We start from the raw sequence: 20407 nt of genomic DNA, 5'->3' as shown, positions 1-20407 counted from the left end.
AGCAAGCGTTTGCACAATGTCACGTTAGGATTTGAGTACCGAACACCTTCATTGAGGAGACCCGGATGCCGGTACCCAAGTCGACCGTCGAGAACTCGCCCCGGAAGCTCCTCCGCGACGTCGTCCTCGAGAAGATGCTCGCCGCGATCCAGGACGGCACCCTGCAGGCCGGGGAACGCCTCAACGACGACGAGCTGGTCGCCTGGCTTGGTGTGAGTCGCACCCCCCATCCGCGAGGCGATCGCGAAGCTGGTCGACTACGGCCTGGTCGAGATGGAGGCGAACCGCTACACGCGCGTCGCCTCCCCCCACCCGCGAGCAGTACGACGACGCCTTCCAGGTGCTGTTCGGCATCGGTGAGCTCGCCGCCCGCTGGTCGTTCCCCCCGCTTCGAGGACGCCGACGTCAAGGCGTTCGGCAAGATCCTCGACGACATGCGCACGCACGCCGAGGCCGAGGACCGCGCCCTGAACGACGACATCGACAAGGCGATCGCGTTCATGGTCGCCAAGTCGGGCAACGAGCTCCTGGTGAAGACGAGCGAGTCGCTGCTGAACCGCGCGAAGTTCGTCCGCATCGGTGAGCCCGAGTTCGTGTTCTGGGACGTCGCGGACGCGCTCGACGGCTTCCGTGCCGCCGCGAAGGGCCGCGACGGAGAGGCCGGCGGCGCACTCGTGCGCGGGCTCGGTCGCGCCATGGCCGAGCACCTCGCGACGGCACGGGCGGCGAAGGCCGCAGAGGCCTGATCCGGCGACCGGTCGGCCCCGCCACCCCATGTGGCGGGGCCGTCCTGCGTCCTGTGTCCTGCGCGAGGATGGAGACGTGACCGACGTCCTGCTCCGCGCCACCGCCCTCCGTGTCACCCGCAGCGGACGCGACCTGCTGCACGACGTGGACCTCACCGTCCGCAGCGGGGGAGCACTGGGCGCTGCTCGGCTCGAACGGCGCCGGCAAGTCGACCCTGCTCGCGGTGCTCGGCGCCACCGGGCACCCGACCGCCGGCCACGTCGAGGTGCTCGGTCGACAGCTCGGACGTGTCGACGTCCGTGAGCTCCGCGAGCACATCGGGCACGTCGACCCTCGGCACCGGATGCTGTCGCCGCTGACCGTCCTCGAGACCGTGCTGACCGGGCGCACCGGGACGACCGACCTCATGACGCGGTGGGAGCCGACGGCCGACGACCTCGTCCGTGCCGAGCAGCTCGTCGCCGACGTCGGACTCACCGCGCGCCGCGACGCCCGATGGCCGGTGCTGTCGCAGGGCGAACGGGGACGTGCGCTCATCGCCCGGGCGCTGCTGTCCGACCCGCGGCTGCTGCTGCTCGACGAACCCGCGACCGGACTCGACGTCGCCGCACGGGAGCACCTGCTCGAGACCGTCGACGCCCTCCGTGTCCGGCAGCCGGAGCTCGGCAGCGTGATGGTCACCCACCACCTGGAGGACCTGCCGGCCTCGACCTCGCACGCGATGCTCCTCCGCGACGGGGGCGTCGTGGCGCAGGGGCCGGCGGACGAGGTCATCACCTCGGCGCTGGTGTCGGCCGCGTTCGACTTCCCGCTGGCGGTCGAGCGCAGCGGTGGGCGCTGGCACGCACGACGGGCCGATTGAGGCGGGCGGGCCTCCCGGCTGGCACGGACCGGTCGCGCGACCGCGGTCGTCGCGCGGCCACGAGACGCCCCCGTCAGTGACGGACGCCTCCTTCGTCGCAGCACGCCGTCGAACAGGGCGGCGTCTCGCGCACTCGGCGGCGTCACGGGCAGACGCCTCCGTCACGGGCGGACGGCGGCGTCTCGCGCACCTTGCGGACGGACCGACGGGAGGCGCGGCCCCTCCGGATCGCGCCTCCCGTCCGTCGTCGGCCGGCTACTCGGTCGCGGCAGCGGCCGCCTTCGCGGCAGCCGGCAGCGCGTCGAGGATCTGCGACACCGCGCGCTCGTCGTGCGCGGCGGTGAGGAACCACGCCTCGTACACGCTCGGCGGCAGGGTCACGCCGGAGTCGAGCATGCTGTGGAAGAACGCCGCGTACCGGAAGGCCTCCTGCGCGCGGACGTCGTCGTAGTCCCGCGGCGGGGTGTCCAGGAACGCGAACGAGAACAGGTTCCCGGCGTGCTGGACGGTGTGTGCGACGCCCTCGGCCGCGAGCGCCTCGCTCGTGGCCCGGGAGACGACGTCCGCCGTCCGGTCGAGGTGCGCGTAGACGTCGGCGGTCGCGGCCCGGAGCGTGGCGATGCCCGCGGCCACCGCGAGCGGGTTCCCGGACAGCGTGCCCGCCTGGTACACGGGGCCGAGCGGGGCGAGGAAGTCCATGACCTCGCGGCGCCCGCCGAGTGCGGCGAGGGGCATGCCGCCGCCGATGACCTTGCCGTAGGTGACGAGGTCGGGCTTCCACCCCGTCCCCTCGGGCACGGTGCCGTCCGCTTCGAGCCCCCACCAGCCGGCCGGGCCGACACGGAAGCCCGTCAGGACCTCGTCGACGATGAGCAGCGCGCCGTGCGCCTGCGTGATCTGTGCCAGGGCCCGGTTGAACCCGCGCTCCGGGGCGAGGACGCCCATGTTCGCGGGGGGCGCCCTCGACGATCACGGCCGCGATGCGCTCCGAGTGCTCGTCGAAGGCGCGACGGACGGCGTCCAGGTCGTTGTACGGCAGCACCAGCGTCTGCGCGGCGGTCTCGGCGGTGATGCCCGCGCTGCCGGGGAGTGCGAGCGTGGCGACGCCCGAACCGGCCTCGGCCAGGAGCGAGTCCGAGTGGCCGTGGTAGTGCCCGGCGAACTTCACGAGCAGGTCCCGGCCGGTGTAGCCGCGGGCCAGGCGGATCGCCGTCATGGTCGCCTCGGTGCCCGTGGACACCATGCGGATCTTCTCGATCGGACCGTCGCCGTCCACCTGCACGCGCTGCTTCACGAGCTCCGCGAGTTCGGTCTCCCCGGGCGTGGAGGCACCGAACGACAGACCCCGGGCCGCCGCCTGCTGCACGGCCTCGACCGTGCCGGGGTGCGCGTGGCCGAGGATCGCCGGGCCCCACGAGGCGACGAGGTCGACGTACTCGCGACCCTCGGCGTCGGTGACGGTGGCGCCCTTCGCGGACACCAGGAAGCGGGGCGTCCCGCCGACCGAGCCGTAGGCACGCACCGGCGAGTTCACGCCGCCGGGGATGCTGTCCTTCGCGCGGCCGAACAGGTCGTCGTTGGTGGTCGTCGTCGTGGTCATTCGGGTGCCTTCCCGGTCGGTGCGATGCCGGCGACGTCCGCCGAGCTGCCGGAGGTGCGCAGGCCGGCCTCCTCGTTGAGCTTGCGGGCCATGTCGACGGCGAAGTAGGTGAGGACCGCGTCGGCGCCGGCGCGCTTGATGCCGATGAGGGCCTCCATCGCGGCGGCGTCCCGGTCGATCCACCCGTTCTGGGCGGCGGCGGTGATCATCGCGTACTCGCCGGAGATCTGGTACGCCCAGACCGGCACCGGTGAGGTGTCGGCCGTGCGGGCGAGGACGTCGAGGTAGCTCATCGCGGGCTTCACCATGACGATGTCGGCGCCCTCCTCGATGTCCTGCTCGACCTCGCGGAGGCCCTCGCGCCCGTTGCCGGAGTCGAGCTGGTACGTGCGGCGGTCACCCTGCAGGGTGCTCGCGACGGCCTCCCGGAACGGCCCGTAGAACGCCGAGGCGTACTTGGCCGCGTAGGCGAGCAGCGCGGTGCCGGAGTGCCCGGAGACGTCGAGCGCGTCCCGCGCGGCGGCGATCTGGCCGTCCATCATGCCGCTCAGGCAGACGAGCTCGGCGCCGGCCTCGGCCTGGGCGACCGCCATGTCCCGGTAGCGGAGCAGCGTCGCGTCGTTGTCGACCGAGCCGTCCGCCGCGAGGACACCGCAGTGCCCGTGGTCGGTGAACTCGTCGAGGCACAGGTCGGACTGCACGACGAGGGCGTCCCCGACCTCTTCCTTCGCCACGCGGATCGCGACGTTGAGGATGCCGTCCGGGTCGGTCGCGCCGGAGCCGACCGCGTCCTTGTGCTGCGGGACGCCGAACAGGTTCACGCCGCCGATGCCGACCGACGCGGCCTCGTGCAGTGCACGGCGGAACGAGTCGAGGGAGTGCTGCTGCACCCCGGGCATGCTCGAGATGTCGATCGCGTCGGTGGCGCCTTCGCGGATGAACATCGGCAGCACGAGCTCGGCGGGGTGGAGCCGGGTCTCGGCGACGAGACGACGCATTGCGGGGGGTGGCGCGGAGACGTCGGGGGCGGACCTGGGGGGAAGCGGCCGGTCACGGGTGGCCTTCCTGTTCGGGGGTGGATGGGTCGAGGGCCTCGACGACGGCGTCGAGGAGGGCTTCTGCGGACCGTTCAGCGGCGACGACGTCCACCGGCAGGCCGGCGGCGCGGGCCTCGTCGGCGGTGCCGGGGCCGATGCAGGCGATCCGGGTGCGGGGGGTCGAGGGGGGGGTGAGACGACGAGCGACTTCGCGGGCGATGCTGCCGCTCGTCACGAGGACGATGTCCGGCGCGGGGTCGCCCGGGATCGGCGCGTCACCGGTCCCGACCGTACGGTACGCGACCACCTCTGACACGTCGATGCCCCTGGCCCGCAGGCCGTCGACGAGGGTGGGTGCGGCCAGGTCGGAGCGCGGGTGGAGGACGAGTCGGGCGTCCGCCGGGAGCGCCCGCACGAGTCCGGCTGCCGAGTGGTCGTCCGGCACGAGGTCGACGGTCCACCCGACGGCGCGGGCCGCGCGGGCGGTCACCTCGCCGACGGCGGCGACGCGGACCCCGGCCGGGAGGCCCGGCAGGCGTTCCGCGAGCACCCGCACGGTGGTCGCGCTGGTCACCACGAGCCAGTCGTCGCCCGCTCGACCGGCGCCTGCGCCGTCGAGGTGCGACGACTCGCCGCGTGCGGGTCGTCGAGGTTCCACGATGTCGGAACCTGACGCCTCGAGGTTCCGGAATTCGGGAACCGGGGCGGGGCGGCCGGCACCGGGAGCCGGGGCGGGGCGGCCGGCCGCGAGCCGCGCGACCATCCGGTCGAGGGGACCGGCGTCGAGCGGCGGCGCGTCGGTGACGAGCGGGACGATGCGCGGGTCGAGCCCGCGGGCCGCGGCCGCCGCGGCGACCCGCGCACCCCAGGAGCCACCGCGCGGGACGACGACCACGGGCCGGTGCCCGGTCGTGTCGTCCCGCGTGGTGTCCGTGGTGATCGTCGCCCTACTCGGTCGTGGTGGCGGACGTGTCGGACGGCCCCTCGGTACCGGGGGTGTCGAGGCTGGGGCCGACGGTGTGCCCGGCGTCGTGCTCGGCCGAGTCCGACCCGGCGGAGCTCGACAGGTCGGCCAGCTCGGCGGCACCGTTCTCGAGCAGCTCGGCGGCGACCCGGTCGGCGACGGACAGGGCTTCGTCGAGGCGGTCCTGCGCCGACCCGTCGAGCACGGCCGCGTGCGACGCGGTCCGGTACTCGGAGCCGTCGGGGCGGTAGACCGTCGCCGAGACGAGGAGCATCTCGGCGTCGACGACCGCGGTCGCGCCGATCGGTGCGGAGCAGCCGGCCTCGAGCTTGGCGAGCACCTCGCGCTCGGCGGTGACGGTCAGGCGGGTCGGGGCGTGTTCGATCTTCCGCAGCGCGGCGAGCAGGTTGCGGTCGTCCTCGTCCGTGCGGATCTCGACCGCGAGCGCGCCCTGACCGGGAGCACTCGGCCAGAACCCGAGGTCGAGCAGCTCGGTCGCGGCATCGAGCCGTCCGATGCGTCCGAGCCCGGCGGCCGCGAGCACGACCGCGTCCAGGTCGTCCTCCACACGGGCGAGCCGGGTGTCGATGTTGCCGCGGATGTCGACGACGTCCAGGTCCGGCCGGTCCGCCTTGAGCTGCGCGACACGGCGGGGCGACCCCGTGCCGACCTTCGCGCCCTCGGGCAGGGTCTCGACCGTGGCGCCGTTCCGCGCCACGAGGACGTCACGAGCGTCGGCACGCTTCGGCACGGCGCCGATCGTCAGGCCCGGGTACGGCGCGGTCGGCAGGTCCTTCAGCGAGTGCACGAGGACGTCCACCTCGCCCGCCACGAGCGCCTCGCGCAGCGCGGACGCGAAGACGCCGGTACCGCCGAGGGACGCCAGGGAGGCCCGGTTCGTGTCGCCCTCGCTCGTCACGGTGACGAGTTCCACCGGACGGCCGGCGGCCTTCGCCAGGCGGTCGGCGACGTCCTGCGACTGGGCGACCGCCAGTCGGCTGGCACGGGTGCCGAGCCGGATCGGGGCCGGGCCGTCGGTCGCCGGAGTGCTGGGGTGGTCCGCGGTCGCCTCGGTCACGGAGCGACGCCGGCGGCTGCGGGCTTGAACCCCGCTCGCACGTTCTCGCAGCACCCCGGGCGGCACACGTCGTACCAGGGGCCGATGTCGGTCATGTGCGGACGCTCGGCGGTCGGCGTGCCGTTGACCCGCTCGAGCACGAGGTCGACGAGACCGGACACGTAGGCCGGGTCGACCCCGGGGGTCTGCGTGCGGAGCGACCAGAAGCCGAGCTCGCCGGCGGTCTCGGTGGCTTCCTCGTCGAGGTCCCACATGACCTCCATGTGGTCGCTCACGAAGCCGAGCGGGACGATCAGCACGGCGCGGGTGGGGCCGCCCTTGAGCTCCTCGTTCATGTAGTCGTTGATGTCGGGCTCGAGCCACGGCTGCGTCGGGGGACCCGAGCGCGACTGGTAGACGAGCTTCCAGGCGGGCTTCGACGTGCCCTGCAGGTGCGCGTGCTCGGGCTGCTCGAGCAGTTCCGCCCACGCCTGGTCGAGGACGACCTGCCCGACGGCGAGGTGCTGCGCCTCGTACGCACCGTGCTCGTCGAAGCCCCGGTAGTCGGGGCCGGAGCGGGCGGCGTCGGTCGACGGGATCGAGTGCGTGGAGAACAGCACCTGGAGCTCCGTCGCGACGTCGAGGCCGTCGTTCTCGGCGATCGCGCGGGCCAGTCCGTCGCGGACCCCGTCGATGAACGGCCGGACGAAGCCGGGGTGGTCGAAGAACTGGCGGACCTTGTCGATCTGGATCGTGTCGATCAGACCGGTCTCGTCGAGCACGCGGGCGTAGTCCTCGCGGTACTGACGGCAGCTCGAGAACGACGAGTACGCGCTCGTGGCGATCGCGATGAGCTTGTTGTAGCCCTTGTCGGCCGCCTCGGTGAACGCCTCTTCGAGGTAGGGCTCCCAGTTGCGGTTGCCCCAGAGGACGGGCATGTCGATGCCCCGCGAGGCGAGCTCGGCCTCGAGCGCGGCCTTGAGCGCACGGTTCTGGGCGTTGATCGGGCTGACGCCGCCGAAGTGGCGGTAGTGGTGCGCCACCTCTTCCAGACGCTCGTCCGGGATGCCGCGACCGCGCGTGACGTTGCGGAGGAACGGGATGACGTCGTCCTGACCCTCGGGCCCACCGAAGCCGGCGAGCAGGATCGCGTCGTACGCGGTCGGCACCTCGACGTGCTCCGGGCCGGACGCGGCCGCAGCGGTGGCGGCGAGGACGGGCTGGCCGTTCGTGATCATGCTGGTGTCGGTCATGACAGCACCTCCGGGAGTTCGGCGGTCGTCACGCGACGACCCGTGTAGAAGGGCACTTCCTCGCGGACGTGCATGCGGGCCTCGGTGTAGCGGAGGTCGCGCATGAGGTCGACGAGGTCGACCAGGTCCGGGCTCTCGAGCGGCAGGATCCACTCGTAGTCACCGAGGGCGAAGGACGCGATGGTGTTCGTCAGGACGCGGCGGTACTTCGCGCCGGCGATGCCGTGGTCGCGCAGCATCTTCGAACGCTCTTCCTCGGGCAGCAGGTACCACTCGTACGAGCGCACGAAGGGGTACACCGTGATCCACGGCTCCGGGTCCTTGCCGCGCAGGAACGCCGGGGTGTGCCGCTTGTTGAACTCGGCTTCCCGGTGCATGGCCATGGCGTGCCAGACCGGCTCGGCCTCGGCGAAGAGGGCCGTGCGGCGGATCTCGCGGAGGACCGCCTGGATCGCCTGTGCGTCGTCGCCGTGCAGCCAGATCATGACGTCCGCGTCGGCCCGGAAGCCGGAGACGTCGTAGAAGCCGCGGATGGTGACGCCGCGCTCGGCAGCCGCGGAGACGACCGCGTCGAGTTCCGCGACCGCATCCGCACCGCCGGGTCGGACGGCGCCGACCGGGCGGCGGAAGACCGCCCAGAGGGCGTAGGCCGTGAGCAGGTTCGGGTCGATTCCGGAAGCCGGGTCCGTCTCGTGCGCTGTACTGGCCGCTGGTGCTGCGGGAGTTGCTGGGGTGGGCACGTCAGTGCTCATGGATCGGTCGTCCTCCACGTTCGCCGGGGGTGTGGTTCGCCGGCCCCCCTTCGCCGAGCGGGTGTCCGGGACGATCGTCCACTGCGGCTCGCGAAGGCTCGCCGCGTGTGGATCACCGCCGTCGGAGCACCGCTACGACGATACCCCCGACCACTGCCACTCCCGCTGCGAGCCCGGCCAGGTAGGGCACCGGGTTCGCGTCGACGCCACGCTTGACCTTCGACGCGGCGATGCCGAGCTGCTTCGGCACGTTCAGCTTGTCCTCGATCGCGTCGAGGGTGTCGAAGAGCTGGGCACGGGTCGCAGCGACGCGGTCGGCGATCTTCGACTGGTCGTCGTGCTGGGGGGTCGGTCACTGGTCCTCCGAGGGAGTCGTGGGGATGACGGGCGTCAGAACCGGCCGTCGACGTCCGGCTTCCGTGACGCACGGAGCGTCTCGGGGGTGGGCTTCCGGCCGAGGCCCTTCACCGCGTTGACGTCGTTCTTGACGCTCGCGATGGTGCGCTTCGGCGTGACCGGCAGGCCCTTCTTGAGCCGCTTCCACCCGATGAACCCGAGGATCGCCGCGACGATCAGCATGAGGACGGCGAGCAGCAGCGCGGCGAGCCACGCGGGCATCACCGTGGCGAGGCCCATCACCGCTGCGGTGAGGAGCACGCCGATCGCGTACAGCACGATCACCAGCGCGGCGACGAGGATGCCCGCGGCGACCGCGAAGACCTTCGCCTTGCCGATCATCTCGGCCTTGAGGAGGGCGATCTCCCCCTTGACCAGGTCCTTGACGAGGTCGGGGACGTCCTTCACGAGGCCGAACAGCGACCGCGACTTCCGGTCGCGTGTGTCGGTCATGAGATCTGCGAGCCCTTGCCGGACGACGCCTTCGAGCTCACCTTGCGGACGACCTTCTTGGTCTGCTCACCGATGAAGTCGGCGACGTCGGGCGTGCGGTCGGACACGAAGTCCTCGACCTGGTTCACGCTCTTCTGGACGCCGTTGCTGTTCCAGATCTTGCCGCTGACGGTCTTGATCTGCTCGTACCGCGCCCGTCCGGCTCGCGATCCCAGGACGTACCCGAGTGCTGCGCCGGCGACGAACAGGAGCTTTCCTCGCATGAGCGATTCCTCCGTTGGGTCAGTGTGCTGTGAAGGCACCGTGCGTGGTCATGCACCGATCGGCATGTGTCCGACGGTTCCCCCCAACAGTAGCCCTCGGAGGGTCAGCGGTCCGCTCAGGAATCCAGGATGCGCTCAGCAGCCGCCCGGGCAGCGGTGACGATGCCGGACAGCCCTCGCCCAGAGGACGCCTCACCGATCCCGACCACGCCCTCCGCCAGCCCGGCGGCCTCGGCGTCCGGTCCGTGCCAGCGGACGCGGGCCGCGCCGACGACGTGCTCCGGACGGACGGGCAGGCCGAGCAGCGCGGTCGCGTCCGTCGTCGCCCGTGCGCTCACCGCACCGGCGGGGTCGACCGGGAGGCTCGTGGCCACCTCGTCCGCGTTCGTCGCGCCGGCAGCGCCGGTCGCCTGGTCCGCGCCTGCCGGGGGCAGGGCGTAGCTGAGCCGCAGCACGTGCCTCCCGGCCGCCCGCTCCGCCAGCCAGGGCCACTTGACCGTCGCGTGCGTGAGCGCCTTCGCGGCGACGCCGGTCGCGGCGGGGTGCACGAGCATCCCGGTGCCGCGGGGTGCAGCGTCCAGCTCGGGCCGGTCCACGACCAGGGTGACGAGCTCGATGCCGGACCGACGCGGAGCCGCCGTCCGGGCCGGGTCGGCGACCGTCGCGAGGACGTGGTCCGCCGCCAGCCGCTCGGTCGTGCCGTCCGCCGACACGGTCTCGACCGCCGCTCGTCCGACGGAGGTGGCCCGCGTGTGCAGCCGCACGTCGACGCGGTACGTGTCGAGGTCGGCGACGAGCTCGTCGACGAGCCGCGCGATGCCGCCTCGGAGCCCCTGCACGGCGGACCCGGCGACGGCACGCTTCCGGAGGGCGAGCACCGCACGGGCCAACGAACCCTCGCGCTGCAGGGCGGCACGGAGCCCGGGCGCCACGCGGTCCGGGTCGAGGTCGTCGGGGTGCGTCGAGTGCACGCCGGCCACGACCGGGACGACCAGGTCGTCGAGGACCTTCGCGCCCATCCGGCTCCGGACCATCGCGCCGAGCGACGTCGCCCGTGCGCCCACCGGCGAGGGCAGCAGCGCGTCCATCTGTGCGCGGAGGGCGCCGGCACCACCGACGACCGCGATGACGTCCGCGGCCATCGGGGTGCCCGGGATCCCGAGCAGGCCGGTCGACGGGATCGGCGCGGTCCGCCCGTCGCGGGTCATCAGCCACGCACCCCGCGGGTCCGGGGAGACGATGTCGTTGCCGAGACCGAGTTCGACCGCGAGCGAGGACACGGCATCCGTCCGGGTCGCGAACGAGTCCGCCGCCATGTCCAGGTCGAGGCCCGCGACCGTGTGCCGTCGGATCATCCCGCCGAGCACGCCCGAGGCCTCGAGCAGCACGACGTGGGCGCCGCCCTTCGCCAGGTCACGCGCGGCGACGAGCCCGGCGACCCCGCCGCCGACCACGACGACCTCGGTCACGACGCGGCCCGGTCGGTCCCGTCGGTCCCGACGTCGGTGCCGTCGCCCAGTGCGTGCACGAGCTCGACGACGCGGGTCAGCACGGTCGGGTCGGTCTCGGGCGGGACGCCGTGGCCGAGGTTCACGACGTGCGCACGGGCAACGCCTCCGCGGCGGACGACGTCACGGACGTGCGCCTCGAGGACCGGCCACGGGGCCGAGAGCATCGCCGGGTCGATGTTCCCCTGCACGGTCACGTCACCGCCGACGCGCTGCACGGCCTCGTCGAGGGGCAGCCGCCAGTCCACGCCGACCGCGTCCACCGCACCGACGGAGCCGCCGACGGTCGCCATGTCGGCCAGGACCTCGCCGCTGCCGACGCCGAAGTGGATGCGCGGGACGCCGAGGTCGGTCACGTGGGACAGTGCCCGCGCCGAGTGCGGAGCGACGCGGGAGACGTAGTCCGCGCGGGACAGCGACCCGACCCACGAGTCGAAGAGCTGCGCGGCCGAGGCACCGGCGAGCACCTGGGCACGGAGGAACGCCCCCGACACGTCGGCGGCCCAGTCGAGCAGCCGTGCCCAGGTCTCCGGCTCGGCGTGCATCATCGTGCGGGCCCGGATGTGGTCCTTCGACGGGCCGCCCTCGACCAGGTACGCGGCCAGTGTGAAGGGCGCGCCCGCGAAGCCGATCAGCGGCGTGCTGCCGAGCTCGGCGACCGTCCGGGCGACCGCCTCGGTGATCGGGGCCAGGGCCTCCGCCTCGAGCGGACGCAGGGCGTCCACGTCCGCCGCCGTCCGGACGGGCGACCCGAGGACCGGACCACGACCGGGGACGATCTCGACGTCCACGCCCGCGAGCTTGATCGGCACGACGATGTCGCTGAAGAAGATGCCGGCGTCGACCCCGTGCCGACGGACCGGCTGCAGGGTGATCTCGGACGCGAGGGCCGGGTCGAGACACGCGTCGAGCATCGCCGTCCCGACGCGGAGCTCCCGGTACTCCGGCAACGACCGGCCGGCCTGCCGCATGAACCACACCGGCAGCGTCTCCGGCCGGTCCCCACGGAGGGCACGGACGAGCCGCGAGCCCGTGGTGCGGCCGTCGGCGAGCGGATGGGTGGTCGGGAGCGCGTCGGTCACCGGATGATTCTCGCACCGCGAACAGGACGGCTCCCCGACCCGGTGCTCGGGGCACCGGGGTTACCATTGAACACGTGCTCATCTGTCTCACGGCGTCGCATCGCAACGCCAGCTTCGACCTCCTGGAGCGTCTGAGCATCGGAGCACCCGCGGCGGCCAGCCACCTCGTCACGGACTCGGACGTCCTCGACGGCGCCGTGGTCCTCGCCACGTGCAACCGGTTCGAGGCCTACCTCGACATCGCGGGCGACGACGACGCAGCCGTCCGCGCCACCGTCGAGGCCGTCTCGGCGGCGAGCGAGCTGCAGGCCGACGAGGTCCTCGACGCCGTGCAGGTGCTCGGCGGCGGAGACGTCGTGCAGCACCTCTTCGCCGTGTCGAGCGGGCTCGAGTCCGTCGTCGTCGGCGAGACCGAGATCTCCGGACAGGTCCGCCGGGCCCTCGAGGACGCGCGCCGGAACGGCACCACCACCTCGGACCTCGAACGGCTCTTCCAGGAGGCCGCGCACACCTCCCGCGGTGTCAAGACCCGCACCCGGATCGGCGCCGCCGGCCGGTCGCTCGTCCGCCTCGGGCTCGAGCTCGCGTCCTCGCGGATCACCGACTGGGCCGCGACGCGCGTGCTCCTCGTCGGGACCGGCAGCTACGCCGCCACCACCATCGCCGCCCTCCGTGACCGCGGCGCCCAGCACATCCAGGTCTTTTCGCCGTCCGGCCGGGCGCCGTGGTTCGCCGCCAAGCACGACCTCGTCGCCGCCACCGACCTGCGCACCGCGATCGGCACGAGCGACGTCGTCATCACCTGCACGTCGAGCGAGGTCCCGGTCGTCGAGGCGTGCGACCTCGACGACGGTGCCCGCCGCATCGTGATCGACCTCGGCCTCCCCCCGCAACGTGCACCCGGACGCCGCCGACGTCGAGGGCGTCGAACTGCTCGACCTCGAGACAATCAGCATCCACGCCCCGATCGCCGAGCTGAACGCCGAGACCGAAGCACGCGCGATCGTCGACGACGCCGTGTCCCGTTTCCGCGCCCAGGCCCTCGAGCAGTCGACCACCCCCGCCCTCGTCGCCCTCCGCAAGCACGTGTTCGACATCCTCGACGACGAGATCGACCGCGTGAAGCGGCGCGGCGACACCACCCCCGAGTCCGCCGAGCAGACCGAGCGGGCACTCCGGCACCTGGTCGGCGTGCTCCTGCACCGCCCCTCGGTCCGGGCCCGCGAACTCGGCCGTGCCGGTCGGGGCGACGACTTCACCGGCGCGCTCGACGCACTCTTCGGGGTGCGCCCCGAGCCCGTCGCGGACGTGCCGTCCGCCGTCGTGCCCCTCGCCGACCGGGCCGCGCGTGTGCGCGACGACGAGGCGGACGCGAGCTGACCGGCTCGGGCGATCCGGGCCTCCCGGCCGCCGCCCCGCTGCTGCGGGTCAGCGCCCTCCTGCTCGTCCGCGACCGTCGCGTGCTCATGGTGCGCGCCCGCGGGCGCGGCGTCCTCTACCTGCCCGGCGGCAAGGTCGAGCCCGGCGAGAGCAGCGTGGACGCCGCGGTCCGCGAGGCGTTCGAGGAGACCGGGCTGCGGCTCACGCGCGCCGACGTCGACGAGTTCGCGACCGTGACCGAGCCGGCGCACGGGCAGGCACCGGGGACGATCGTCGCGATGACGCTGTTCCTGGCCCGGCCGGGAGGCGCGCTCGACACCGCCACGCCCCTCGCCTCCGCAGAGGTCGACGAGGTGGAGTGGGTCACCTCCGCGGACGCCGGCCGGTGCCCGCCCGCCGGGGTCGAGACGCTGCGCCTGCTCACGCAGGCCGACCTCGTCGACTGAGGTCGGCCCGCCTCGCCGCTACTGGTCGCGGTCGGTGTACTCGCCGGCCGTCTCCGGGCCGCCGGGCTCGACGTCGCCGGGGATGTCCGACTCGACGTACTCGCCGCGCTCACCCTCGGACTCCGGACGCCGTTCGCCGGGGATGTCGCTCGACACGAACTCACCGACCGGTTCGTCGTCGGCGACGCGGTGCTCGCCGGGGATCTCGCTGTCCACGAACTCGCCGGCGCGCTCGTCCACGCCGTCCGCGCGGTCTTCGTCGCCGCGTGCTGCCTCGTGCTTGCCTGCTGCCATGGGTCTGTCCTTCCGTCCGGCACGTCGTCGTCGACGTGCACGCTGCCGATCCTGCCCGATGTCGCTGTGCGGCGGTGTGCTCCTGGGAGGACGTGCGCCACGGGAGCCCTGCCGTCTTCGGGCTCGTGCACCTCGTGCCCACGCCGCTCGAACCCGACTCCATGCCCGAACGGGTGCTCTTCGCCGTGGTGAGCATCCCCGTCGTGTGCGGCATCGTCGGGGTGTGGCACGGCCTGACGCGCGAGGCCGACGGCCGCGTCACGCGGGTGATGGCCGGGGCGAGGATGCGCTAGGCCCACGGGGTCAGCGCTCGGCGGGGGGCGTGCACGACCTCGAGCACCTCGGTCCCCATGGTGCGCAGGGCGTCGACGACCGCGAGGCGGCGCTGCAGCGAGTCGTCCTCGAACCGGATCGTGACCGCGTAGCAGACCGACGACGCCGGCCCACGGAGGACCCCGGCCTCCGCGCGGACGCCGGGTCCGGAACCGGTGACGGCGACGGACTGCAGGCCGTGGTCGAGGGCCCGGTGCGCGAGCGGGTCGAGCCCGAAGGACCCCGCGACGAGCGACAGGTCGGCGGCGAGCGACAACCAGCCGAGCACCCGGTTCGACACCGCCTCGTCGACGACCTCACCGAGCGCGAGGCCGCGGAACAGCCAGCTCAGTTCACCCGCGGCGGCGACGGACACGTCGGGGGCGTCGTCGGGTCCGCGCCGGTCGCGCACCCGGTCGATCAGGGCCGTCCGTTCGATGCCGAGCGACTCCGCGCGGGACCGCACGGCGTCCATCCCGACCGTGGTGAGCAGCGCGTTCGTCGCCCAGGCGTCGGCGGTGGCGCCGACCAGGGTCGCCAGGTCCGACACCTGCATGGTCGGTTCCTGCAGGAACTGCCACAGGCCCGCGCCGGTCGCGGTGTCGCGGGCCATCCGCTGGAGGCGGTCACCGTGCAGGCGACCGTCCTCGAGTTGCGCGGCGACCTCGATGAGGAGCAGCACCCGTCCGAGGCTCGCCACCGGTTGCACGAGGCGGTCGTCGATCGCGAGCAGCGCCCGACCGGTGGACGTGTCGATGATCGACGCGCTCACCCCGGCGCCGTCGACGGCGATCGCGCCGAGCGCTTCGGTCGTCGCTGTGAAGCGCTCGTCCGCACCTCCCCGGTGCTTGCCGCGGCTGCGACCGCCACCACCGGCGCGGCCACCGCCGGACCGAGCGGCACCCCCCGCTTCCTGCGGTGGTGCCGTCGTCGGAGGGGCGTCCCGGGCGGCGCCGGCGCGACGAGTTCGGCGCGTCCGGCTCCACCATCACCAGATGGCGACGCGCTCGGCCGGAGCCAGGTACATCGCGTCACTGTCGGAGACGGCGAAGGTGTCGTAGAACACGTCGATGTTGCGCACGATCTGGTTGCAGCGGAACTCGTTCGGCGAGTGCGGGTCGATGCTGAGCAGGCGTGCGGCCTCCTCGGGGCGGATCGCCATGCGCCAGGCCTGCGCCCAGCTCAGGAAGAACCGCTCGGCACCCGTCAGGCCGTCGATCACGGGGGGGCTCGGCGCCGTCCAGCGAGATCAGGTACGCCTTCCACGCGATCGAGAGGCCGCCGAGGTCGCCGATGTTCTCACCGATCGTGAGGGCGCCGTTGACGTGGCCATCCGGCACCTCGGTCGGGACGAGGGCGTCGTACTGCGCGATGAGGGCCTTCGTGCGCTCCTCGAACGCCTGGCGGTCGGCCTCGGTCCACCAGTTCTGCAGGCGACCGTCGCCGTCGTACTGCGAGCCCTGGTCGTCGAAGCCGTGGCCGATCTCGTGCCCGATGACGGCGCCGATCGCGCCGTAGTTCGCGGCGGCGTCGCGGGTCGCCTCGAAGAACGGGAACTGCAGGATCGCCGCGGGGAAGACGATCTCGTTGAAGCCCGGGTTGTAGTACGCGTTGATCGTCTGCGGGGTCATGAACCACTCGTCGCGGTCGATCGGCTTCCCGATCTTGCCGAGCTCGCGGTCGACCTGGAACGACGCGATCGCGCGGACGTTGGCGAGCAGGTCGTCCGCCCGGATGGGCAGGGCGCTGTAGTCGCGCCACTTCACGGGGTAGCCGATCTTCGGCGTGAACTTCTCGAGCTTGTCCAGCGCGCGGGCGCGGGTCTCGTCGGTCATCCACTCGAGCCCGGTGATGCTCTGCCGGTAGGCCTCGACCAGGTTCGCGACGAGGTCGTCCATCGTCGCCTTGGAGGTCTCGTCGAAGTGCTCCTCGACGTAGATCCGTCCGACGGCTTCACCCATCGCACCCTCGACCAGGGAGACTCCGCGCTTCCAGCGGTCACGCTGCTTCGGCGCACCCGTCAGTGCCGTGCCGTAGAACGAGAAGCTGGTCGCGGAGAACGCGCTGGTCAGGTACGGGGCGGAGGCCCGGATCACCTGCCAGCAGAGCCAGTCCTTCCAGACGGGCAGCGGCTGCTCGCGGAAGAGCTGTGCGAGGCCGGTGATGAACGAGGGCTGCCGGACCACGACCGTGTCGAACGCACCCGCCGGTGCGGCGATGGCGTCCCACCAGATGCGGAGGTCCACGCCTTCGGCGAGCGCCGAGACCTCGTCCCACGGCATCTTGTTGTAGGTCTTCTGGCTGTCGCGGGTGGCGACGTTGTCCCAGTGTGCCGACGCGATGGCCGTCTCGAGGGCGATCACGTGCTCGGTGCGGTCGCCGCTCTCGTCGTAGCCGGCCAGCGGGAACATCGACCCGACGAACTCGCGGTACTTCTCACGGATGTCGGCGAACCGGTCCTCGCGGTAGTACGACTCGTCGGGCAGACCGAGGCCGGACTGCTCGAGGAAGACGATGTAGGCGTCCGGGTCGCCCGGGTCGTTGTCGACGAAGAGCTGGATGAAGCTCGGCAGCCCGAGCCGCTCGAAGCGACCGACCATGCGGAGCACGTCGTTCTTGTCCTCGATCGCGGCGATGTCGGCCAGGAGCGGCTCGATCGGCCCGGAGCCCGCGGACTCGAGGGCGACCTCGTCCGTGAAGGACGTGAACAGGTCGCCCACCTTCCGCTGCTCGGTGCCCGGCTCAGCCGTCTGCGCGCGCTCGATGATCGTCCGGACGGCGGCCTCTGCCTCTTCCGCGAGGACCGTGAAGGACCCGTAGCGGGCCTTGTCGTCCGGGATCGGGGTGTCGGCGATCCACCTGCCGTTGACGTGCCGGTAGAGGTCGTCCTGCGGTCGCACCGACTCGTCGAGTTCGTCGGTGCGGATTCCGGTGGTGCCTGCGACGTCGGTCATGGGTTCCACGATAGCCACCGGTCCCTCCTCCGCCACCCGGTGCTCGCTCACCGACCTGTCCACGTCGTCAGCCCCTCACCGACGGGGGAGTCGTACGCCGGCGCACGACCCCGGCGAGCGGGAGGGTGCCGGCTCCGAGCACGAGCAGGACGAGGGACGCGACGGCCGGGTGCACGACGTCCGCACCGGTGTAGGCGAGTCGTCCGGCAGCGGCAGCACGCGTGCCCGCGGTCCGGAGGCGGGCCGCGGCCGGATGACGGGCCTCCTCCCCCGCTGGTGACGCCGCCTCCCGTCGGAGTGCCACCGGCGCTCCCGGCGCTCCCGGCGCCCGGACCGGGGCGTCCCGGTGCGCCGGGGAGCACGAGCCGCAGGGCGCCCTGCTCGACGTCCTGCACGCGCTGCTGTGCGACGACGGCAGCGGCGGGCAGGGCGTCGCGCGGGACGACGAGTTCCCACGACCGACCGATCGTGGTGCGGAGCGGTTCGCCGTCCGCGGCGGTGAGGGTCTTCCCGGCCTCGTCCTCGAGCGTCACCGTGCCGCCGACCTCTCCTGTGCCGCTGAACCGGAGGCGGCCGTCGCCGAGTCGCTCGACCGTGCCGGTGAGCGCGGACGGGATCGTGACGTGCGCGTCCGTCCGACCGATCTCGTCCCCTCCGTCGGAGGCGATGACCGAGACCACGTCCAGACGGACGTCGTCGGGGATCGGGAGCTCCGCCCGCCACGACGTGTCGTCCCCGACGTGGACGACCACGGGCTCGCCGTCCGCTCCCGTGACCGGACCCCGGCGGTCCGCGAAGGTCACCGTGCTGCCGGCGGGAGCACGCCCGTCCAGGACGAGGTGCTCCGTCTGCCGGGAAGCCGTCGCGTGCTCGACGGTCGGGGTGCCCGAGAGCTCGTAGACGTCGTCGACCCCGCCGTTCAGGGTGCCGTCGAAGTACTGGCCGACCTCCACGTGGTGGCGACCGAACGCGAGACCACGCAGCACGACGTGCCAGGTGCCGTCGTCGGCGACGTCGGTCTCGGCGCGCTCCGTCCCGCGGTCCCGGACGACGAGGTGCGCTCCGGGATGGCCCAACCCGTCGAGCGTGATGGTCCGTCCGATGCCGTTGATGGTCGCGGTCATGTCCGGGGGCAGCAGCACGAGCATCCGGACCGGGATGTCGATCGACTGCCCGGACACCTGGGACGTGGCCCGGATGACGTGCTCGCCCGGATGCACCCGGACCCGCGCCGTCCAGCGACCGTCCGCGTCCCCTTCGGTCCAGACGGGCTCGACGACGTCCCCGGCGACCTGGACGCTCTCGCCTGTCGGGACGGTGCCGGTGACGGTGACGACGCCGGTGCCGTGTGCGATCGACCGCACCCCGGCGGTGAAGTCGACGGGGGCAGGCGGGTCGGACGCCGGCGACCGCGAGGTCTCCGTCGCGTGCCGGTCGACACCCGCGGCCAGGGCGGGGTCGGCGACGAGCACGGGCGCGGCCGTCAGTGCGCCGACCGCGAGTGCGGCGAGGACGGGGACAAGGACGTGGCTGGTGGTTCGCATGGTGCTCCTCGTGGTGTCCCACACACCATATCCAGCATTCCGGCCGTCCGTCACGGTTCTCCACAGGGCGGGTTGCGGACCCACGGACGCCCGTGCGCCCGCTACGGTCATCGCATGGGACTCCCTTGGAAGCTGCACGGCGACGGCCGCACCGTGTCCGCCTCGGCGATCGTGGCGCCGGACGAACGACTCACCTGGGGCCGGACGGTCGGCCTCGGCGTGCAACACGTGGTCGCCATGTTCGGCGCCACCTTCCTCGTGCCGCTCATCACCGGCTTCCCCCCGTCGACGACCCTGCTGTTCAGCGGCATCGGCACGATCCTGTTCCTGCTCATCACCGGCAACCGGCTCCCGAGCTACCTCGGCTCGTCGTTCGCGTTCCTCGCGCCGATCGGGGCCGCGACGAAGATCGGCGGCATCCCGCTCGCACTGTCCGGGATCATCGTCGTCGGGGCGCTGCTCGCGGTGGTCGGACTGATCGTGCACCTGGCCGGCGCCGGGTGGATCGACCGTCTCATGCCACCGGTGGTCTCCGGCGCCATCGTCGCGCTGATCGGGTTCAACCTCGCGCCGGCCGCCCGCGACAACTTCGTGGAGGCGCCCGTGATCGCCGCGGTCACGCTCGCCGCGATCGTCCTCTGCACCGTGCTGTTCAAGGGGCTCGTCGGTCGCCTGTCGATCGTCGTCGGTGTCGTCGTGGGCTACCTCGTCGCACTCGTCGCGGGCGAGGTGGACCTGGGTGCCGTGCAGGACGCCGCCTGGGTCGGACTGCCGACCTTCACGGCCCCGGCCTTCGACCTGTCCCAGACCGCCGTCTACCTCGGCTTCCTGCCCGTCGTGCTCGCCCTGGTCGCCGAGAACGTCGGCCACGTGAAGGGCGTCGGCCAGCTGACCGGACGTGACCTCACTCCGCTGACCGGGCGCGCGTTGCTCGCCGACGGGGTCTCGACCGTGCTCGCCGGCGTCGGCGGCGGTTCGGCCACGACGACCTACGGCGAGAACATCGGCGTCATGGCGGCGACGCGGGTGTTCTCCACCGCGGCGTACTGGGTCGCGGCGATCGCGGCCGTGCTGCTCGGGCTGTCGCCGAAGATCGGTGCGGTCATCTCGACGGTGCCGGCCGGCGTGCTCGGTGGCGCCACCACCGCGCTGTACGGACTCATCGGCGTGATCGGCATCCGCATCTGGGTCGAGAACCGGGTCGACTTCGCCAAGCCGAAGAACCAGCTCACCGCTGGCATCGCGCTCATCATGGGCATCGCCGACTTCACGTTCTCGTTCGGCGGCGCGACCTTCGGCGGGATCATCATCGGCACCATCGCCGCGATCGTCGTCTACCACCTCATGGACCTGGTGGGCCGGGCCCGGGGCACCGATCCGGTCACCCCGGACGCGACCGACGCCGACCGGGCCGCGACGGGTGGCGTCCCCGTCGAGCCGCGGGTCGACGGGCGCCGGAAGGGCTGACCGGCCCCGGTGATCGTCCGCTCGTTCCGGCCGATC

The 20407-nt window shown here is 72.7% G+C and carries 18 protein-coding genes and 4 pseudogenes; 7 read left to right on the top strand and 15 right to left on the bottom strand.

Features of this window, described 5'->3' with window-relative positions:
• Positions 1 to 65 precede the first annotated feature (65 nt).
• Both DEJ15_RS02550 and DEJ15_RS02545 read left to right on the top strand, forming a co-directional pair.
• Positions 66 to 746 (top strand): GntR family transcriptional regulator, encoded by a 681-nt coding sequence (locus tag DEJ15_RS02550; RefSeq protein ID WP_284175552.1) that lies wholly within the window; start codon positions 66 to 68, stop codon positions 744 to 746.
• 110 nt (positions 747 to 856) lie between these two features.
• A complete protein-coding gene (locus DEJ15_RS02545; protein WP_284175551.1) occupies positions 857 to 1609 on the top strand; it encodes an ABC transporter ATP-binding protein in 753 nt (250 codons plus the stop codon).
• Positions 1610 to 1864: 255 nt separating this feature from the next.
• Here DEJ15_RS02545 and hemL read toward each other — a convergent pair.
• From hemL to hemE, 11 genes and pseudogenes are all read right to left on the bottom strand, one after another.
• Positions 1865 to 3209, bottom strand: a pseudogene (gene hemL, locus DEJ15_RS02540) (glutamate-1-semialdehyde 2,1-aminomutase).
• Positions 3210 to 3286: 77 nt separating this feature from the next.
• Positions 3287 to 4247: pseudogene (hemB, locus tag DEJ15_RS02535) on the bottom strand (porphobilinogen synthase); the annotation flags it as partial.
• Positions 4248 to 4259: 12 nt separating this feature from the next.
• Positions 4260 to 5141, bottom strand: coding sequence for a uroporphyrinogen-III synthase (locus DEJ15_RS02530; RefSeq protein ID WP_284175550.1), 882 nt, complete (start codon positions 5139 to 5141; stop codon positions 4260 to 4262).
• A 52-nt stretch (positions 5142 to 5193) separates the two neighbouring features.
• Entirely contained in the window at positions 5194 to 6288 is a 1095-nt protein-coding gene (gene hemC, locus DEJ15_RS02525; RefSeq protein ID WP_258365846.1) for a hydroxymethylbilane synthase, read from the bottom strand.
• Positions 6285 to 7520 carry a ferrochelatase gene (locus tag DEJ15_RS02520; RefSeq protein ID WP_181419486.1) on the bottom strand — a complete coding sequence of 412 codons (1236 nt, stop codon included), beginning with the start codon at positions 7518 to 7520 and terminating at the stop codon, positions 6285 to 6287. Before DEJ15_RS02520 ends, hemC begins: the two co-directional genes overlap by 4 nt.
• Positions 7517 to 8272: a hydrogen peroxide-dependent heme synthase gene (gene hemQ / locus DEJ15_RS02515; protein ID WP_110825714.1), complete on the bottom strand. Its 756-nt coding sequence runs from the start codon at positions 8270 to 8272 to the stop codon at positions 7517 to 7519. The genes DEJ15_RS02520 and hemQ overlap by 4 nt, the downstream gene beginning before the upstream one ends.
• 112 nt (positions 8273 to 8384) lie before the next feature.
• Entirely contained in the window at positions 8385 to 8594 is a 210-nt protein-coding gene (locus DEJ15_RS02510; protein ID WP_284176273.1) for a DUF3618 domain-containing protein, read from the bottom strand.
• A gap of 68 nt (positions 8595 to 8662) precedes the next feature.
• Positions 8663 to 9121, bottom strand: a complete 459-nt coding sequence (locus DEJ15_RS02505) for a phage holin family protein (protein WP_110825716.1) — start codon at positions 9119 to 9121, stop codon at positions 8663 to 8665.
• Complete coding sequence (locus tag DEJ15_RS02500; RefSeq protein WP_110825717.1) at positions 9118 to 9384, bottom strand: hypothetical protein; 267 nt, start codon at positions 9382 to 9384, stop codon at positions 9118 to 9120. Before DEJ15_RS02500 ends, DEJ15_RS02505 begins: the two co-directional genes overlap by 4 nt.
• A 116-nt stretch (positions 9385 to 9500) precedes the next feature.
• The gene (locus tag DEJ15_RS02495; RefSeq protein ID WP_110825718.1) at positions 9501 to 10853 is read right to left on the bottom strand and encodes a protoporphyrinogen/coproporphyrinogen oxidase; all 1353 of its coding nucleotides are present in this window, start codon (positions 10851 to 10853) and stop codon (positions 9501 to 9503) included.
• A complete protein-coding gene (hemE, locus tag DEJ15_RS02490; protein ID WP_110825719.1) occupies positions 10850 to 11974 on the bottom strand; it encodes a uroporphyrinogen decarboxylase in 1125 nt (374 codons plus the stop codon). The genes DEJ15_RS02495 and hemE overlap by 4 nt, the downstream gene beginning before the upstream one ends.
• 74 nt (positions 11975 to 12048) lie before the next feature.
• Here hemE and DEJ15_RS02485 point away from each other — a divergent pair.
• The 3 genes and pseudogenes from DEJ15_RS02485 to DEJ15_RS02475 form a co-directional block, all read left to right on the top strand.
• Positions 12049 to 12804: pseudogene (locus DEJ15_RS02485) on the top strand (glutamyl-tRNA reductase); the annotation flags it as partial.
• Positions 12805 to 12868: 64 nt separating this feature from the next.
• Positions 12869 to 13354 carry a glutamyl-tRNA reductase gene (locus tag DEJ15_RS02480; RefSeq protein WP_349814927.1) on the top strand — a complete coding sequence of 162 codons (486 nt, stop codon included), beginning with the start codon at positions 12869 to 12871 and terminating at the stop codon, positions 13352 to 13354.
• Positions 13351 to 13800 (top strand): NUDIX hydrolase, encoded by a 450-nt coding sequence (locus tag DEJ15_RS02475; protein ID WP_258365865.1) that lies wholly within the window; start codon positions 13351 to 13353, stop codon positions 13798 to 13800. Before DEJ15_RS02480 ends, DEJ15_RS02475 begins: the two co-directional genes overlap by 4 nt.
• An 18-nt stretch (positions 13801 to 13818) precedes the next feature.
• On the opposite strand, the gene DEJ15_RS02470 is transcribed toward DEJ15_RS02475, so the two are convergent.
• The gene (locus DEJ15_RS02470; RefSeq protein ID WP_110889459.1) at positions 13819 to 14094 is read right to left on the bottom strand and encodes a hypothetical protein; all 276 of its coding nucleotides are present in this window, start codon (positions 14092 to 14094) and stop codon (positions 13819 to 13821) included.
• Between the two features lie 92 nt (positions 14095 to 14186).
• Here DEJ15_RS02470 and DEJ15_RS02465 point away from each other — a divergent pair, with 92 nt between their 5' ends.
• Entirely contained in the window at positions 14187 to 14387 is a 201-nt protein-coding gene (locus DEJ15_RS02465) for a hypothetical protein (protein WP_146232830.1), read from the top strand.
• Here DEJ15_RS02465 and DEJ15_RS02460 read toward each other — a convergent pair.
• From DEJ15_RS02460 to DEJ15_RS02450, 3 genes and pseudogenes are all read right to left on the bottom strand, one after another.
• Positions 14384 to 15178 carry a serine hydrolase gene (locus DEJ15_RS02460; RefSeq protein WP_284175549.1) on the bottom strand — a complete coding sequence of 265 codons (795 nt, stop codon included), beginning with the start codon at positions 15176 to 15178 and terminating at the stop codon, positions 14384 to 14386. The two genes, DEJ15_RS02465 and DEJ15_RS02460, sit on opposite strands and share 4 nt — an antisense overlap.
• A gap of 216 nt (positions 15179 to 15394) precedes the next feature.
• Positions 15395 to 17360 (bottom strand): annotated as a pseudogene (locus DEJ15_RS02455) (M13 family metallopeptidase).
• Between the two features lie 47 nt (positions 17361 to 17407).
• Positions 17408 to 18904: a hypothetical protein gene (locus DEJ15_RS02450; RefSeq protein ID WP_284175548.1), complete on the bottom strand. Its 1497-nt coding sequence runs from the start codon at positions 18902 to 18904 to the stop codon at positions 17408 to 17410.
• Positions 18905 to 19018: 114 nt separating this feature from the next.
• Between DEJ15_RS02450 and DEJ15_RS02445 the strand changes: the two genes are divergently transcribed.
• Positions 19019 to 20371: a uracil-xanthine permease family protein gene (locus tag DEJ15_RS02445; protein WP_110825726.1), complete on the top strand. Its 1353-nt coding sequence runs from the start codon at positions 19019 to 19021 to the stop codon at positions 20369 to 20371.
• Positions 20372 to 20407 lie beyond the last annotated feature (36 nt).

The sequence above is a fragment of the Curtobacterium sp. MCJR17_043 genome, assembly GCF_003224315.2.
In the GTDB taxonomy this organism is placed as follows: domain Bacteria; phylum Actinomycetota; class Actinomycetes; order Actinomycetales; family Microbacteriaceae; genus Curtobacterium.
Note: the sequence above shows the minus strand (reverse complement) of the source record. Positions and strands in the feature narration are given on the sequence as shown.

Bases quoted from the DNA above. Each gene is read 5' to 3' on its own strand.
- DEJ15_RS02470 (WP_110889459.1), bottom strand. From the start codon at position 14,094: ATGGCAGCAGGCAAGCACGAGGCAGCACGCGGCGACGAAGACCGCGCG.
- DEJ15_RS02500 (WP_110825717.1), bottom strand. From the start codon at position 9,384: ATGCGAGGAAAGCTCCTGTTCGTCGCCGGCGCAGCACTCGGGTACGTC.
- hemQ (WP_110825714.1), bottom strand. From the start codon at position 8,272: ATGAGCACTGACGTGCCCACCCCAGCAACTCCCGCAGCACCAGCGGCC.
- DEJ15_RS02505 (WP_110825716.1), bottom strand. From the start codon at position 9,121: ATGACCGACACACGCGACCGGAAGTCGCGGTCGCTGTTCGGCCTCGTG.
- DEJ15_RS02450 (WP_284175548.1), bottom strand. From the start codon at position 18,904: ATGCGAACCACCAGCCACGTCCTTGTCCCCGTCCTCGCCGCACTCGCG.
- DEJ15_RS02445 (WP_110825726.1), top strand. From the start codon at position 19,019: ATGGGACTCCCTTGGAAGCTGCACGGCGACGGCCGCACCGTGTCCGCC.
- DEJ15_RS02520 (WP_181419486.1), bottom strand. From the start codon at position 7,520: ATGACCGACACCAGCATGATCACGAACGGCCAGCCCGTCCTCGCCGCC.
- DEJ15_RS02550 (WP_284175552.1), top strand. From the start codon at position 66: ATGCCGGTACCCAAGTCGACCGTCGAGAACTCGCCCCGGAAGCTCCTC.